Genomic DNA, 17,963 nt, shown 5'->3' with positions numbered 1-17,963 from the left:
CTCAAAGAAAAAGCGACCTCAATTAAGGTCGCTTTTTTATTTCGTAAAATTTAGCTAGCTAATTAGCTATGATTGGCCAAATCACGGTTATTGGCCAATCATTATGCATCACTTAAGCCATTCTTTGAGTTGGCTTCCAGCGTGCGAGTTCAGGATCAAGCTTGATGCCCTGTGAAGTCAGCAAGTTAACACGTGCCAAGTAAGCGGCACCGTGCATCAAGTGCTTAGCAAGGTCGACCGCATTACGCTGTTGGTAATCGTCTAGGTAGCTGTCTTTTGCCCATGCGTTGAATGCGCCAAGTGCAGGACCTGCCCATACTTGGTAATCCATTTCACGACCTTGTTCGCCCGTGTTTGACCAACGGCTAGAAAGACCCAAGTACCAACGGAAAATCAACGCCATTTTACGTTTCGGGTTGCCTTCAGCACGTTCGATTTGTTTAGGGTCGCGCTCGTTAAAGTGCGCCACAGTGCCAGCCCAAATGTCATCCAGTGTTGAACGGAATACTTGCTTCTCTAACTTCAGGCGTTCTTCTACTGGAATCGCTTCAATAGAATCGTAACGCGTGTATAGCTCGTATAGCTTGTTTGCACGCATTGGGAACAAGGTACCGCGCTTAACCACTTGTAGCTTCACGCCCATTTCGAACATGTCGGCCGCCGGAGCCATAGTCACATCAGCCATTTCAGTTGTCGAAAGCAGCTTACGTGTGTGCTCGCTCGCGCCAGCCTCAATACACGCTTGGTTGATTGAACCGGTAACAATGTAAGCAGCGCCCATGTTAAACGTCGCTAGAGCAGCGTCAGGCGTACCTACGCCACCACCACAACCGACACGTAATGGTGTTTTGAATTGGTATTGTGCTTGGATCTCTTCTTTCAACGCTAGAATGGTAGGAAGCAGAGTAACAAGTGGTCGGTTATCTGTGTGCCCGCCAGAATCGGCTTCAGCAGTAATATCGTCAGCCATAGGAACAAGCTGTGCCAGTTCCATTTGTTCTGCTGTGATACGGCCTTCATCAACCAAAGCTTGCAGCATTTTCACAGGAGCAGGTTGCATGAACTTACTTGCGACTTCAGTACGGCTTACCTTAGCAATAACTTTGTTGCCAATCTGAATCTCACCTTGTGCATCGCGGCTAAGGCCCGCGGCACGGTAGTGAACGATTTGCGGTGTTAAACCTAAGAAGGCAGAAGCTTCAACCGTTTTCACTTTGTGCTTCAAAAACAGCTCTACACTGCCACGCTCTAGAGCGGGTTCGCTTGGGCTGTGAATAAGGTTAAACGCGTAAGGTCCGTTTGGCAGTGCAGCTTGAATACGGTTGATCGCTTGTTCAACGCGAGATGGGATTAAGCCCGCCGCGCCAAATGAACAAAGAATGCCAGCCTGGCCAAGTGCAATCACCAACTCTTCTGATGAGATACCGTTTGCCATTGCGCCCGCGTAGTAAGCGTATTTCACGCCGTGGCAGCGACGAAAATCTTCGTCGCCTAGGCTTTGTGTACCAAGAGCTGGGGCAAAGGCGCTAACAGGTTGGCTGTTCGCCGAGCTTGCTGAATCGCCTGATGCAATCTCTGCTTGTTGGCTTACGCCTAAGCCTTTTTCTGGGTGGTTCACTACGTAACAAGCAAGGCTTAAATCTTTCAAGATTGTCGACATTGTTGCGTTATCGAAACGCGTTGTGTTCTCTTCGATCTGCCAAGGCCACGGAGATAGCTTTTCGTTATTGATAGTAGTTTGAGTTGTCATACTAAATTCTTTCCTAATTCTCTGTCTCTAATGGCGGCTTATGCTTTATCGATAGCAGAGGCTTTATCGATAACAGGAGCTTCTTCGATACAAATCGCGATGTCTTTCACTTCGTAAATACGCAGACCATCTTTGCTCAGGTTTGCGTCGCCAACGATGATGCGCTTGCCGTCTTCGTCTTTAATCGCAGTGATGTGTACATCCAAAGACATCTGTTTGTTCAGAGGGTTAATCTGACCACGATATTTCCATTTCACTTCAGATTGGATTTGACCAAACTTCGGATTGCGGAAGCCAGCGCCAAGGTCTTTGTTTAGCGCGTAGGTTTGCATTAGCTCGATGATCGCTTCGACACCTAGAGAGCCTGGCATTACCGGATCTTGGTGGAAGTGAAACTGGAAGAACCAATCGCTTGGGTCAATCGTACGCTCAGCGTATAGGTAACCCAGACCGTCTTTACCACCATCGCTGGTGATCTGCACCGTATCGATAAAGTTCAAACGACCGCCAGCCAGTTGGTAGTGCTCTTGCACTTGGCCAGTAGCCGAAACGGGTGCATTGAAGTAACGCGTCGTTTTGTCTAACAGATTGATGTTTACATCCGGTGTGCGATTGTTATCAACGTGCCAAGGGTGGGTCACCTTACCGTTGTCCAAACCAAGTTGGTCTTTCAGTGCTGCACCTTTGAAGTAACCAAATACCGCTGTACCTTGGTAGAATGGCACGCCGTCAGTGCTCAGTTCGAAGCTAAAGCTCTGTACGATGTTGGTGCCCATCATTACCGTTGAAAGCAGACGAGAATCGTTGGTGATCGTTTTGCCGCGCAAGTCGACGTTACGCAACATTTTACCGCTGCCATCTAGGTTGCGGAAAAACAGTTCTTCACCTGGGAAGCCCAGTGTTGTGCCCATGTAGCCAGAGATGAAGCCGTTTGGCTGCAGTGAAATCTCCATCAATACCGAGTAAGGCATTAGGGTCTGGTGGCTGTTTTCATCAAAGTACCATGCATTTTCTGGCACTTCGTATTCTGCGATACACGATGAAGGTTTCTTGAAGTCACCACGCTTACCGTCGATCTCAACAACACGAGTAGTTAGCTGTAGGTCGCCACACGGAGTACGTGGTGGAATCATGCCACGGTAGATAGAGAAATCAGGACCGAAACATTTCTCGATATCGCCGGTTGCGAATTCGAACATATGGTATGGCGTGAACGGAACCGTATCGGGTGTGCGGTTCGGGTAATCAGGCGTTACTGGAGCTTCAACGTGTTGAAGAGGAACTACACCTTTATTTGGCGCTGTTGCTAGGTCTTCAATTTGTGCCATAAGTGGCGCATTTGCTGAAGCTTGTTGGTTCACTGCTGGTGTATGGCCCAAGCTTTTATGGTCCAAGTTTTCGATAACAGGGGTCGCGACAGCTGTTTCTAAAGAAGGCAGGTAACGAGTACATTCGTCGTCTTCTTTGATCATCACACCCAAGTTTTGGAAATCAACAATCACTTTGCCGTTCAGCAAAATATCGATGTTAGCTTTCGCGTATGGGCGAGGGCTTAGACCAATCTCAGTCACTTCCATGCGGTAAGTCAGTTCTGCCGATTGTGGTAGCACTTGGCCACGACAGCGTACTTGTTGAGGGGCGTTTTCAAGTGGTTGGAAACGACCATTTTGAACAAGCGTGTGCATGCCAAGATGCATCATGAAGAATTGAAGCAGTTGACCACAACCTTCTGCCATCAAAGAGCCAGCCATTACTGAGTCATCTTTGAAGTGACAAGGGAAGTACCAGTGTTCAGGCTCTAGCTGTTTATGGCCTTCAATCAGACCAAGTCCCCATGTGCCGCCTTGCGGTTCAACACGGCTAACTTTTTCGATCATCATGAACTTCTCTGAGCTGAAGCACAAAGAAGGCTGGTGGCTATTAGATTGGTGAGTTGGGCCAAAACATTCTGCAATGTTGGCAGTCAGTAGATGACGCAGTTCTTGGTGGTTAAACTGGGTTTTAGGACAGTGCAACATAGGGTTGAAGCGTTGCTTAGTGGCAAGTTTACGAGCCTTGATTTCATCTTCAGTGTGAATCACACCTTTGCCATCTGCTAGCTCTTCATCAGTGAAGAAGCCCGCACAGCCGTTATCCATTTTCAGGATCATCTTGTCGCCAACGAAACATTCGTACGAGAAGAAGAAAAGCAACGTGTCGCCATTGCGAGCAAAGCTATTGATTGAGATATCGTAACGCAGCGTATCGCCACCACGAGGCAAGTCGCCAAGGAAGGTCAACGTACAATCAAGCAGGCGATAAACACGCTCGCCTTTGTTTTCAAAATCGATACCTAAGTAGCTGATCAGCATTAGGTCACACTGACCAGATTCAACTGCAACAGCCCAAGGGATCTGACCATCAACAAGATACGGCGCATCAACTGGGATGTCGTATTCGGTGGTCATGGTGCTTGGCTTGTACTCGTTGACTGTCGCGTTGAGCTTAGTCACACGAGATACCAATAGGTAGTCAGTGGTTGGTAAACGAACGCGGCGCGAGTAGCTATCGATGGTCGCGTAGTCAGGGCCAAATACATTCGCAATATCACCTTCCGCGTATTCAACCAGATCATCGTAATCCCAGATACATGGTTTACGGATCGGTTTCACGGGTGCTGGCGTTGCAAGTACGTTGACTGGCGTTGACTGAACCTGAGCCGGTTGAGCTTGAACAGGCTGAGCTGACGTTTGTTGGTCAGTCGTTTGTTGACCATTTTTTTGTTGAGAAACGGCTGAGCTATCTAAACCAGACGTAATTGCGTTTAACTGTGCTTTCAATAGTGCATCAGCCATTTGCATGCCTTGGGCACGAGTGTGCAGGAATGCTTTGTGTACTTGCTGCGCTGCTTGCTGGTTTTGAGCAAAAGCTTGGTTGTGTGGTGTTACAGACGGCTGTAATGCTGCATCCGTATTAGCGTCGATTTGAGACGCGCCATTTTTAGCGGATAGGACATGAGTCATATTGCTGTGGTTACCTGTTAACTGACTGTGGCGAGTTGGCGCCAGAGTAGGGGATACTGATGTAGGAGTTTTGATGACTGGCTCTACCGCGTTCTGCGTTAGTGCTTTCTTCTCTAACTCTTTTTGCACAAGAGCTGCTTGAATGCTTGCTGTCGTTGGAACCGACGCCACTCTTGCTGCTTGTTTACCAGAAGCTTTTTGTTGAATCGTTGCCAAGTTGGTCACTGGGGTTTGGGCAATATGTTGATAGATATCACGACCACCAAGAGTAACTTGCTTAACTAATTGACGTTTAGCATCGCTCGCCAGTTCATTGCTTAAACGAACGGAAAGTGATTGAGATTCAACACTCGATTGGCTTAGTAGCAGCTGTGAACATTGTCCTTCGCTGATGTTGGCAACAATCGCGCTCTTAGAACTGACATTCGGATTCAGAGGTGCAAGGTTCAGGTTGAGCAGACCGTGTAGCAGGCTTGCCATACCAGAAGCAGCAGAGCAATGACCAACACGCTGACTCGCTTGAGTAGTCTTTATGTTCCCTAAACTTAGAGACGAAAACTGATGAGATGAAGATTCTGGTGCATGGTTAAGCTCAAGCAGAGAAACACCGTTCGAGCTCATACCGACTTGAGTCAGTAACTCATCAACAACGGCGTTGTTATTCTCGCTTGAACCAAAGGCTAAGGCGTTGATGCTGCCGTAAGCTGTGCCTTGGTTGCTCGCTACTCGGTTTTCTTCAACAAGAACAATGGCACCTGCGCCTTCACCCACATTCCAACTGCCGTCTTGCGGTTGTCCGAATTTTGGAGCAAGTGACACTGGGCTGACGCTGTTCTTCAGAATCACATGTTCTGCACTGCCACTAAGGTCGACGGCTGCAATCACGACTGCATCCATGGATTCTTGCGACATTAGGTTTTGCGCGACATCGATACAACGAGCAACTGACTGTTCAGCGGCTGAAATCGTAAAGGCAGGGCCGTTAAAGTCCCACAATGAAGAGATCCGCGAAGCCATGATGTTGCCGATGAAACTGGTGTATTGGTTCAGCTTGGCTGCGTCCATCACACTGTCCATCGCGATGGTTTCTAGCGCTTGGTATTCGTCTTGAGTTAGTTCGATCCCCATGTTGGCAAAGCTGTCAGCCAATTGGCTATGCAGGTTTACGCGTCCACGGAATTGGTGCATCTCAAGCTCTGTTTCCATCGCAACTAAAACCGCAACCTTTTGGCCTGCAACAAGCTTGGCATCTTTGATGGCTTCGTCTGCAACTTTCATCAGTAGCAACTGCTGAGAGATCAAACGGTCATCTTCATTAGGCGGAACTTTAAAACGTAGGAAATCGAGATCGAATTGATCGATGTACGCTCCGTTTGGAATGCCGCGTAAACCAAACTGATTCAGTAGTTCTGGATGTTGATCTAAGCCTTTCCAGCGCTTCTTAGGCAAGGCAATGAAAGCATCGTTGTTGGTCTCAATCGCAGTGCTTAGTGCATTGATGCTTTGCAGAGAGCCGAAGTGTGATGCTAGACCGGTAATGCTTAAATTAGACGGTTGTAGGCTTGGAGAAGCCGACTCTAAAGTCTGATTTGCATGACTTTTGTCTGAATACGCTTCAAGTAGTAAGTGAGCGTTACAACCACCGAAACCAAATACAGACACACCTGCGCAGCGCTCTGAGTTGCCCGCTTTACTTGGCCAAGGTTGCACTTGTGTTGGTAGCGTCTGAGAGCCAAATAAACCTTCTGGTGAAGACAGTGGCTTGTCCAAGTTAATACTTGGCGGAAGCACGCCTTCTTTCATCGCAAAGATCATCTTCATGATCCCAGGCATACCTGCTGCAGTCAGTAAGTGACCGAGGTTTGACTTCGCAGAGCCAATCAATGGCGGGTTAGAGCCATTCAATTTGTCAGCAAAGAAACGCTCCATTGAGGTTAACTCAACCTTGTCACCTAATGGTGTGCCGGTTGCGTGACACTCAATCACTTCAATGCTGTCTGGTGTTAGGTTTGATGCCTCGTAAGCGCGTTCAAAGGCTTGGACTTGTCCTTTGCTGTTTGGGCTTAATACGAACTGGCCACGGCCATCGTTCGATAAGCCAATGCCGCTCACCACAGCGTAAATATTGTCGCCATCACGCTCGGCATCAGCCAAACGTTTTAGGACTAAAACACCGGCACCTTCGCCAGCAAACAGACCTTTACTGTTGCTATCAAACGGAACCGACACACCGTGGTCAGGGTAAGCGTGGAAGATGGAAAAACCCATGTTGATAAAGAATGGATCAGCACCTGATACCGCGCCTGCCAACATCATGTCGGCTTTGCCCGTGTTCAAGTAATCACACGCTAACTTCAATGAATACACTGAGCTTGCACATGCCGCATCTAGGCTAAGTTGCACGTTGCCTAAACCTAGCGCATCAGCCACTAACTTAGAGGCGTTATGTGCTGCAGCACCATTGATAGGGTTGAGGTCTTGAGCTGTTTCATTGGTTGGCAGCAGTGAAAACTGGTCATTAGCCAATTTATCTTTAAGTGCTTTCTCGACCACTGAGTGATACATCGGCAGAAACAAGTCGTTTGAGCGTGTTGTTGGGAACGAAAGGGCACCCATGATCACGCCTGTGCGCTCTAAAACATCGGCATTTAAATCAATGCCGGCGTCGACTAACGCCTTGCGGCTGGTATCCAAAGCCCACAGGAAGCTTTGATCTACGCCGTTGAATGATTCTGCTGTTAAGCGGTAGCCATTGTTATCGAAATTGAAGTTTTCGATGTAGCCGCCTTTGTCACAGTAAAAGCGGTCTGACTCACCTTGCACGCCCTGATAGCTTTCAGGTTTAGCACCTAACTTTTCAGCGCTTAATGTGGTTCGAGAATCTTTTTTATTCAGCAAGTTTTGCCAAAAGTCTTTTGGCGTATCCGCTTCTGGGTATTGGTTAGCAATACCGACAATCGCGATCTTATTGCACTTCACTTGCTGCTTATTCTTAGTTTGAGCCTGATATTTATATTGAGTTGGTTTCGATTGAGAACTCATACTAGCTCTCCTTGATGATTCACTGCGCTGCCTTGAGACACACCACTTAATTGCTTAGCGGTGGTGATCTGTTGTTCTAGCCCTTGAATAAGTGGCTCGACAGACAGTGGAATTTGATGAGTAATGAGCTGACCAATGCATTTGATGAGCGTGACAACATCGTCACCGCCTTTGGCATTGGAAGCGATTGTGCAGTATTGGTCGGCTACGTTGTCGCTACGATTGATCTTGTCGATCAATGTGCTGGTTTGACGATCGGCACCTACTTCTATAAACAGACGAGCACCTTGTTGACGCGCACTCTGGATCAACGCGGTGAAATCTAACGTTGAACAGAAGGTGTCGGCAATCGAAAGGGCGATACTATCGCTGTCGATATTGATTGGTGCGCCAGTCGGTAGACCTGCTGCGCTGATAAAGCGGATATGCTTTGGCAACTCGTCGAACAGTGGTTGAGTGTAAAACTCCCGCACTTGGCTATGCTGGCTCAACGCTGGCGTGGTGTGCATTGCAGTAACACGGTTCGCGGCAATGCCACGTTTACCCAGTTTCTTGAGCAGAGCACGACAGGTGCTTTCACAGCCTGCCAGTACACAAGTGTCACCTTGGATGATAGCGAGATAAGCGCGCGGAAACTCTGGTAACAGAGCCTCAATCGCTTGTGCATCACTGCGAACCACAAAGCTATTCCATTGGATGCTTTCGTCGCCGTTCAACTGCCAATCTTGACGTACTGCGGTGAGTTCGCCAGAAATAGCCGTGGTGAAAATTGGGCTAGTTTGAGTCATCTCGATCAGCGCATGTGGATTTTTCCAAACATTTAAGCTCGCCCACATGGAGGCTTCGCCTTTGGAGTAACCCAAGGCGAAATCTGGCTGCACTTTGAATTCATCACACAGCAGTTGTGTTAACAGATAACTACTGCCCACACCGGCAATTGCCAATTCACTGAGCGACATTTCTTGCGAGTCTTCAGCGTAGGTTTTTTCAGCCTGCAGCATCTCTTTCAAGTTACCTTCGCGTTCTAAGCGAGCGAATAACTGCGGGAAATGGTGGTGAAACTCGCGCAACATACCGGGATAAACCGTGCCAACACCAGGGTAAACAAATGCAACGCCACCTTTGCTTTGAGGCATCGGTGAGAAACAACTGCCCGCTGGCGTTTTGTAGTGGCTATTGTCAGCCATTACTTTTGGCAATGCATTTTCTACCGCTGTGATTTCTTGCAATGCAGCATCAATTGAAGCCGCTTGAATCACGATATTCGCGCCAAGGTCAGCATTGTGCTGAACGATTTGAAAGTGGCTTAGGTTTGAATGCATCAAGGTGGCGATAGCAAGTTCGCTGTCCGCCGAATCGCTAACGCATTTAAGCTCAGCTCTTAGTGAGGTCAACTGGGAAACTAATTCAGCTTGGTTATTGCCAGAAACCACAAACATCAAACGCTCGCTAGATAGCAATGGTTTTGGTTCTTGCAAACCGGTCGCTTGAGTCAATATCAGGCTGGTGGCTTTTTGGCTATCGTCACTGAAAGTTAACGCAACAACACGTGCTTTGTTCGGCTCAGTGAACCAGTAATGGTTAGGGAATGAATGGCTCGGCAATGAACGGCTCGATATCGAATTCACCATATTTAGCAATTGACCGAACTGTTGTGAAGCAGATAAGTCAGAGTGTTGCTGTTGATGGCTTAAATCTTTAGCGGGGCGACGTGACATCTCTAGAGCAAGCTGAATGCTATCTTCGGTAACTGTATCTGCAAAACCCGCTAAATTCGCGTGCGGGTGAATCTTATTCTGAGCAGCGGTCAGCGCACTCAACATCAACAATGATGGTGAGTGAGAATCCAAACAAAGCTTAACCATACTGCCTTGATTGACTGCCTCAATCGCTTGAGTAAGTGCTTGATTAAAATTGCCATCAACCACAACAGCCATTATGTCTGGGAACGAGGGGAATAAGTCGGCAGAAAGCTCAGCCGCGTTTGCTGGCTGAGCTAAAAGAGCGATGCGCAATGGCATCGCTTTATTAGTAGGAACAGTCACTATGACAATTGCTCCTTTTCTGGGTTCTTAGTCGCCTCTTTCTTCGATACTGCTGAGCTAGACTTCGGCAAAAATGCGTCATTTAAGCTCTTGCTGATGGTGACTTTGGCACCTTTCATTACTGCGCTTAACCGACCATCTTGGTGGTAAAGCGAGATATCAGCTTGCAGCGAACGAGCCGTGCTTTTTATCACGCTCAGCTCTAGCCAACCTTGGTCACCATCGTGCATCGGTGCGTAACAAATAAACTCACCGATTGCAGACGGTAGGCTTGCCGCGCCGTATTTCAATCGAGCCCATACCAACATGGCTTGCAACAGATAATCTTCAGCAAATGGCTGGCTATCGCCAAAGCCTTGCTTAGGAATAAAAGCTCCGCAGTCGCTGTTTTCAATCTGAGGCAACTGGCATTGAGCCAATAAGCCTAAGTCATCAAAGCGTTCAACTGAGGTAATACCTTGCAGTCTTGGACCATGAAATAGAGTGCCATCACTGTATAGAGCTTGCGCCGTTGTTACAGGTGTTGAAGTGTTGGCTTCAAAGCGCTTTTCTGACGCTTGTTGAACATCTTCAGACACTAGCACAGAGGCAACTTGCAACTGAGCTTGATACTGTGGTCGCCCTTGGCAACTGATCACAGCTTTTAGCTGATCTTTTGATTTAGCATCAGAGGACGGCTTCTTAGTGTCTGCAGACAAGACAAGCGTTAGCTCTTGCACTTCATCAGTATCAAAAATCACACCTTTCAGCAGTTTGTAGTTGTGAACGCTAACGTTCACCCCTAACAGTTGCTCTGCGACTTCACGCATCCATTGGATGGCACACACTGTCGGTAACACTGGGTTACCGGCAATGCAGTGATCTTGAATGAAAGGCAAAGCCTTAGGATCAAGATGACGTGTCACAGTGATGCTTGTATTCAGCGGACTCTTTGCAAGATGCACAGACTCCGCATTAAGCTTTTTTACAGCAGCTTCCTTGTTGTCAGAACCTTGCATGCTCGTACCAACCAGCAGTTGAATGCCAGTTTCGTTCAGTAGTTGAGAACTAAACAGCTCTGCACCTGCCTGAAGAGGAATTACGTACACACCGCGCTCTGTGAACATACGTTTCAGTGCTGCGTTGACCATGCCACCGTCCCACGGTCCCCAGTTAAAGCTCATCACTTTCGCTTGAGGGTTGCGAGCAGACAATTGCAGAGCCGCTTTGTTTAGGATTTCGTTAGACATAGAGTAATCGCTTTGGCCCGTGTTTCCGTAGAAACCCGCCGCCGAAGAGAACATCGCAATCAGTTTTAGCTTGCTGCTATCAAGACCACCAAGAACCGCTTCTAGTCCGCCCACTTTCGTGCCGTAAACCATGTTCAGTTCATCAAGTGTTTTGTCTTGAATGTGTTTGTCAGCCAGTACACCAGCGCCGTGGATAAGACCCGTGATACCTTCGAAATTCGCCAGCGTTTTCGCTACTGACTCATGGTTCGATACATCTAGGCTTAGGTATTCAGCGCTCGCGCCAATCTCGTTGAAAGCGGCAAGTGCTGCGTTGATTTCAAGGCTGCTCAATACCGGTTTTAGCAAGGCATCAACTTTCTTCGGCGTTGGCTTATCACCCGTAGCTTGTAGGTGAGCGATAGCCGCTGGTTTTAGCTCTTTCTCTTGCTTGCCTTGTGCCCACTGAGGTAGCTCAGCTGAAGTAATATGCTTACTACGACCTGCAAGAATGAAGTGAGACTTACATTGCTTAGCAAGCGTCAGTGCACATTCAAACGTCACGCCTTTAGCGCCACCCGTTACGAGAACTTTGTCGCTCTTGGTGAGCTGAGCGCCTGCGTTTTTGGTTTGTGCAGCGCCTGGTGTTGCAGCAATCAATGTTGCACGACCAGATTCACCGTTTTCCGCATGGCTAAGGCCGATTTCAACGGTGTTGGTATCGATATCGAACAGTTCGCCTATGATAGCTTCAGCTAGGTGACGAGCATCAATAGAAGCGTCAGCATCCAATGCACGGCAGAACACGTTTGACCATTCATGGCTCAGTGTCTTAGTTAGACCAGATAGAGCCGCTTGGTTAAGTTCTGCATTTGCTAGTTGCTTAGTATCTAGGTAACCAAAGCCACCATCGATACGGCTTAGTGTGAAGAACACGCTACGACCAGAAACGGCATTCAGTTGGCCATTTAGGTGCTTGGCGAATAAGAACGCTGTGGTTAGCGAAGCTCTTGAGTCTGCATTCAAGTTAACCGCTTGCTCGTTGCTTTGTTTAGCATCAACGATAGCTTGTAGGTGAATGAAGCCCGCAATCACTTTGTTCGACGTTTTAAGGTCTGCTTCGATGTCGTTAATAACTGCAGTCACACCAGCATCATCGACGCTGTTGAGTGTGTAGCTTGCGATTTCACTGTTTAAAGGTGACGCGGCAGAAAGAGCACTACGCACTACAGCAACTTGAATGCCGTTAGCGGTCAACTTTTCTGCTAGAACACCGGCGTTGTGACCATCATCAGTGATCACGACACAAGCGTCTTTTGAGAAACAATCGACGAGTTTATCTGCCGCTGGTAGCTTTTTTAGCGCTACCTCATTGTGTGGAGGAAGTTCCGCTGTCGCTGTTTCTGCGATAGGCGTTACCGATTCCGCTTTAGGAGTCGCTACGGGTGCAGCAGCGGATAGCTTGCTTTGCATGTAGGTAACGATTTCACCAAGCGTACGACACTCAGCTAGGTCTTCAGGGTTTAGTTCTGGCAGCGTTGGTAGCTGGTCTTGAACTGTTCCTAAAATCTCAACACGTTTGATTGAGTCGATACCAAGGTCTGCTTCCATGTCCATCGCTAGGTCGAGCATTTCTGCTGGGTAGCCAGTTTTATCGGCAACCACTTCCATCATGGTTGATTGAACGTGAGCAGGGTTTAGGTCGTTGTTCGTGCTTTCTGCAACAGTATCTGCTTGTGCTTCTGGAGCTACTGTCGCTGCTTCCGAAATAGGAGCTAGCTTGCTGTTCATGTAAGCAACGATTTCGCCAAGAGTACGACACTCAGCTAGGTCTTCAGGGTTTAGCTCTGGCAGCGTTGGTAGCTGGTCTTGAACCGTACCAAGGATCTCAACACGTTTGATTGAGTCGATGCCAAGGTCTGCTTCCATGTCCATTGCTAGGTCGAGCATTTCTGTTGGGTAGCCCGTTTTATCCGCTACTACGCTCAACATTGTGCTTTGAACTTGTTCTGCGTTTAAACCGTTTGATACTGCTTGTACTGGGGCAGATGCTTGAGCCGCTACTGGAGCAGAAGCTGGAAGTTTGCTGTTCATGCTTTTAGTATTCATGTAAGCAACTATCTCGCCTAGAGTACGACACTCAGCGAGGTCTTCAGGGTTTAGCTCTGGAAGAGTCGGTAGTTCGTCTTGAACCGTACCTAGGATTTCAACACGCTTGATTGAGTCGATACCAAGGTCAGCTTCCATGTCCATTGCTAGGTCTAGCATTTCAGTCGGGTAGCCCGTCTTCTCTGCCACTACTTCTAACATGGTTTTTTGAACGACAGCCGCATCTAGTCCGCTAGCTGCTTGAACTGAAGTTGCTGCAGTTTGAGCGACTACTGGTGCCGAAGCTGGAAGCTTGCTGTTCATGTAAGCAACGATTTCGCCAAGAGTACGACACTCAGCTAAGTCTTCAGGGTTTAGCTCTGGAAGAGTAGGCAGTTCATCTTGAACCGTACCAAGAATCTCAACACGCTTGATTGAGTCGATACCAAGGTCTGCTTCCATATCCATTTCTAGATCAAGCATTTCCGTTGGGTAACCTGTCTTTTCAGCAACCACTTCTAGCATGGTTTGTTGAACGACTTTCGCATCAAGACCATTAACTATGGCAGCTGCTTGAACAGGAGCAGTTGCGCTTGGCTGTGCTGCCACAGGCGCTGATGCTGGCATCTTGCTGTTCATGCTTTTACTGTTCATGTAGCCGACGATTTCACCAAGAGTACGACACTCAGCTAAATCTTCAGGGTTCAGCTCAGGTAGGTTCGGCATTTCGTCTTGAACGGTACCAAGGATCTCTACGCGCTTGATTGAGTCGATACCAAGGTCTGCTTCCATGTCCATTTCTAGATCAAGCATTTCCGTTGGGTAACCCGTTTTCTCCGCGACCACTTCTAGCATCACTTTTTCAGCATCGGCTGATTGTACTGCTACTGGTGCAGCCACAGGAGCTGGTTGTGCTTTAACTGGCACAGGCTTAGCTGCAACAGGCGCTGCCGCTTGAGCGGCTACTTGCGGTGCAGGAACGGCTTTCTGGACTGGAGCTTGCTGAGCTGTTGTATTTTGAACTGGTGCTGCTTGAACAGACTGAGCTTGTACAGGAGTCGCTTGTACTTGAGCTACAGGCTGTTGAACGATAGCTGCTGAAGTAGTTGGAGCTTGAATCGCTGGCTGAGCATTTACAGAAGCAACGAAGGTTGGTTGTGCCGTTTGTACTGAACCTTGCGTCAGCATATTAAGTGCTGAGTTGTTGCTGTGTGCTTGCATCTCTAGGTAATGAGCGTGAGCTTTTAGCGTTTCAGCTTGGTGCTGGTGGAACATTTCCATAGAACGTTGCAGGTTCTCTGGAATTGCTACGCCTGCTGTTGCCATTTTCGCTTGCTCAGACATTAAGGTGTTGAATGTGTCACCGTATTGCTGAGGAATCGCCAAGAACTGCTGATGTACTTCCGCTGCTTGTTGTTGAGCATTGAAGAACGACTGCAATGAAGATTCATCAACCGTTACGTTAGACGGGGCTGTTTGAACCACTTGAGGCTGCTGAGCTGTTGTTGCTACTTGTGCGCTTGGTGCTAGAGCAGCTGACTGTTGTACATTTGAAGCTTGAGGAGCAGCCACAGGTACTTCAACGATTTCTGTTTTGATCACTTCTTTTTCCACGATTTTCTCGACTTCAACTTTCACTTCAACAATCTCAGTCTTTTCGGTGACGTTGCCCGAAGCCAATGATTGATCCATTTTCTTACGAGTAGCAGGGCTGATGTAGTTGGTTGCATTCAGCTTGATGTTCATTGGTGATGCCTTCGCAGGTTCAGCAATGTCAGCTTGGTAAGGGTCAATGTTGTCTAATGAAACACCTGCCACGCACAGTTGAACTGCAGCTAAACGAAGCTGTTGGTCACTGTCGCCTTTAGGGCTTGGGTTGATGCTGATTGCGTAAAGCTCTTCGTTCTTATCAGCCAATGTTTTCTCAACCAGCTTTTGAAGAATGTTTTTCGGACCGAACTCAACGAATACACGCGCACCGGCTTCATACATCGCTTCAATTTGCTCGCTAAAACGAACCGATTGCAGCATGTGCTGCTTGAACGCTTTCTTAATCGCTTTAGCGTCTTTGCTGTGCAGTTTGCCTGTTGCGTTTGAGTAAAGCGGCAGCGTTGGAGCGCTGAATGAAGCTTTATCAATTGCAGCAGCAAATGGTTTTTGAGCGTGAGCAACAAGCGGTGTGTGGAAAGCGCCAGAAACAGGCAGAGCAATCGCTTTGAAGCCTTGTTCTGTTAGCGCTTGTGCTGCTTGTTGAACCGTCGTAGTTGGACCTGCAATCACCAGTTGAGTCGGAGCGTTGTAGTTGGCAATACTCACACCTTCGAATTGGCTGATGCAGCTTTCAACGGCTGGAAGTTTGTCTGCGTCTAGGATGACCGCAAACATAGTACCGCTGTCGCCTTGTTCAGGTGTCGCAGCCATAGCATCGCCACGAGCGAAAGCTAACTGGTAGTAATCGTCTTGCGAGATAACACCCGATGCACATAGTGCACTTAACTCACCAAAGCTGTGCCCTGCGACCATGTCGGCTTTGAAGCCAGCTTGAGTCATGATGTCGAACTGACCCATAGACACAGTACCAATCGCACTTTGCGCATTGGCCGTGTTGGTTAACACCGCTTCTTGAGCTTTGGTTGCTTCTGGTGTGAAGGTTGGAATTGGGAACAGAATTTGCGACAGAGCCGTTTTCTTGTGTTGACCAAATACTTGATCCGCTTGAGCAAGCTGTTGGCGCATTTCAGGGTAATGACACGCAAGTTCGCGACCCATGTTGAGGTATTGCGAACCTTGACCTGCAAATAGCGCTGCCACTTTACCCGCACCGTTTTCAGCAATCAGTGCCGACTCACGGTAGCTAGTACCGTTTGGCATCTGCCAATGTGTTTTGGCTTGGCTCTCAAGCATAGAAACCGCTTGAGTCAGTTGCGCTTGAAGGTCTGCCTGGTCAATTACAACTAAACCAAGACGAGCGTGCTTAGCGCCAACTTCGCGTAGAGCGTGCTGCTCAGCAAGCGCTTCTAGTTTGAACGCAGCATCGGCAGCTTGAGTTGAAACCTGCTTGAGCTCATTGATCAGTGCTTGACGAGATTCCGCGCTGAATAACAGAGTTTGCGGTACTTGGCGCTGACGGTATTTGTCACCGCGAGCGTGTTCTGGAGTGTACTCTTCCAATACAACGTGGAAGTTAGTGCCACCAAAACCAAATGAGCTGATACCTGCACGGCGTGGTGTGCCGTCAACACGTTTCATCCAAGGACGCGTTTGTGTGTTTAGGTAGAACGGTGAGTTCTCGATATCCAACTTAGGATTCGGAGCCGATACGTTAATCGTTGGCGGCAGTACTTTGTGGTGCAGTGCTAAGGCAGCTTTAATTAGACCTGCAGTACCCGCGGTTGATTTAGTGTGACCAATTTGAGATTTCACAGAGCCTAACGCAATGTGTTGCTTCTCTTCATTGTTCTCACTGAATACCGAGTTTAAGCCACCAAATTCAGCCACATCACCTGCAGCAGTGCCTGTACCGTGCGCTTCTAAAAGGCCAAGTGTGTGCGGTGCGAAACCAGCATCATCGTAAGCACGTTTTAGTGCTTTTGCTTGTCCTTCAGGGCGAGGTGCGTAAATACTCTTGAACTTACCATCCGAAGAAGAACCGACACCTTTAATCACTGAGTAAATTCTGTCGCCGTCGCGCTCTGCATCTTCAAGACGCTTAAGAGCAACCATGCCAATGCCTTCACCAATCATCATCCCTTTTGAGTCGATATCGAAAGGTTGAATTGTTTCATTAGTAGTGAATGCTGGTGTTTTAGAGAAGCTCATGTACATGGTTGGTGAGTTATCAGTACACACACCACCTGTGATCATCATTTCACTGCGGCCTTCAACTAGCTCACTTAAAGCCATGCGCATTGCGGCTAAAGAACCTGCACAAGCAGCGTCTACCACACAGTTGATGCCGCCAAGGTCAAAGCGGTTAGCAATACGACCTGAAATTACGTTACCCAATGAACCAGGGAATGAGTTCTCTTCCCAGTGGATGTATTGGTCTTGGAATTTTTTGATCAGCATTTCGCTGTCTTCGTCGTTGATGCCACTGCTCTTGAAGACTTTTTTCAAAACAGGGTATTGAAGACGAGCATTTAGGCTTTGAGCGATCTTCTGACCACCACCCACACCGAGTGTGATACCGATCTTATCGCGATCGTAGCCTTCAGGAAGTTTCGCATCTTCAAGTACTTCTTTTGCCACGATCAAAGAAAGCAGCTGTGATGTATCCGTCAGTTCTAGGATATTTGGCGGAAGGCCGAACTCCATTGGGTTGAAGTCCACTTCAGGGATGAAACCACCGCGCTTACAGTAAGACTTGTCTGGCGTAGTACGATCTGCATCGTAGTAATCTTCTGGACGCCAGTGCGTATCTGGTACTTCGGTAATTGCATCGATCTTTTCGCTGATAAGATCCCAAAATTTATTCAGGTAACGAGAGTTCGCAAACATGCTTGCCATACCAACGATAGCAATAGGCATGTCTTTAAGACGTTTATTAAGTCGAGTGTCGTCGACTGATTCCGGTGTATTTTTTTCGGGTTGGCTCATTGTGAGTCTCCACTTGAAATCACTGAGGGCGATGTCGTGTTTTGAGGCTGCGCTTTTAATTGAATCGAAAATAAATCTGAAACAGATTTGGGCAAACGCAGCTGAAGAGTAAGGTTGCCGAAAGTTGGCCACCTGACTGAAATAGGGAGTGCGAAGTTCATTGACTTGCAGACGTTGAGAACGTGTTTCATGCGTGAAGGGAGTATTCGAATGTGAGGGTAATGTCCATTTA

The 17,963-nt window shown here is 48.0% G+C and carries 4 protein-coding genes; all 4 read right to left on the bottom strand.

Annotated features, from left to right (window positions below; translation table 11 throughout):
- Positions 1-112: 112 nt before the first annotated feature.
- The 4 genes from pfaD to K08M4_RS10440 are packed head-to-tail and all read right to left on the bottom strand — an operon-like array spanning position 113 to position 17,731.
- On the bottom strand, positions 113-1,750 hold the full coding sequence (gene pfaD / locus K08M4_RS10455) for an eicosapentaenoate synthase subunit PfaD (protein ID WP_086049816.1): 1,638 nt from the start codon (positions 1,748-1,750) through the stop codon (positions 113-115).
- A 38-nt stretch (positions 1,751-1,788) separates the two neighbouring features.
- Positions 1,789-7,794 (bottom strand): hotdog fold thioesterase, encoded by a 6,006-nt coding sequence (locus K08M4_RS10450; RefSeq protein WP_086049815.1) that lies wholly within the window; start codon positions 7,792-7,794, stop codon positions 1,789-1,791.
- Positions 7,791-9,839: a PfaB family protein gene (locus K08M4_RS10445; protein WP_086049814.1), complete on the bottom strand. Its 2,049-nt coding sequence runs from the start codon at positions 9,837-9,839 to the stop codon at positions 7,791-7,793. Before K08M4_RS10445 ends, K08M4_RS10450 begins: the two co-directional genes overlap by 4 nt.
- A complete protein-coding gene (locus K08M4_RS10440; RefSeq protein WP_086049813.1) occupies positions 9,839-17,731 on the bottom strand; it encodes a type I polyketide synthase in 7,893 nt (2,630 codons plus the stop codon). The genes K08M4_RS10445 and K08M4_RS10440 overlap by 1 nt, the downstream gene beginning before the upstream one ends.
- Positions 17,732-17,963: the final 232 nt, after the last annotated feature.

The organism is Vibrio syngnathi, assembly GCF_002119525.1.
GTDB classification, from domain to species: Bacteria; Pseudomonadota; Gammaproteobacteria; order Enterobacterales; family Vibrionaceae; genus Vibrio; species Vibrio syngnathi.
This window is presented reverse-complemented; position numbering and strand designations above follow the sequence as displayed.

Excerpts from the sequence above, each read along its gene's own strand:
- pfaD (WP_086049816.1), bottom strand. The coding sequence starts at position 1,750 with ATGACAACTCAAACTACTATCAATAACGAAAAGCTATCTCCGTGGCCT.
- K08M4_RS10450 (WP_086049815.1), bottom strand. The coding sequence starts at position 7,794 with ATGAGTTCTCAATCGAAACCAACTCAATATAAATATCAGGCTCAAACT.
- K08M4_RS10440 (WP_086049813.1), bottom strand. The coding sequence starts at position 17,731 with ATGAGCCAACCCGAAAAAAATACACCGGAATCAGTCGACGACACTCGA.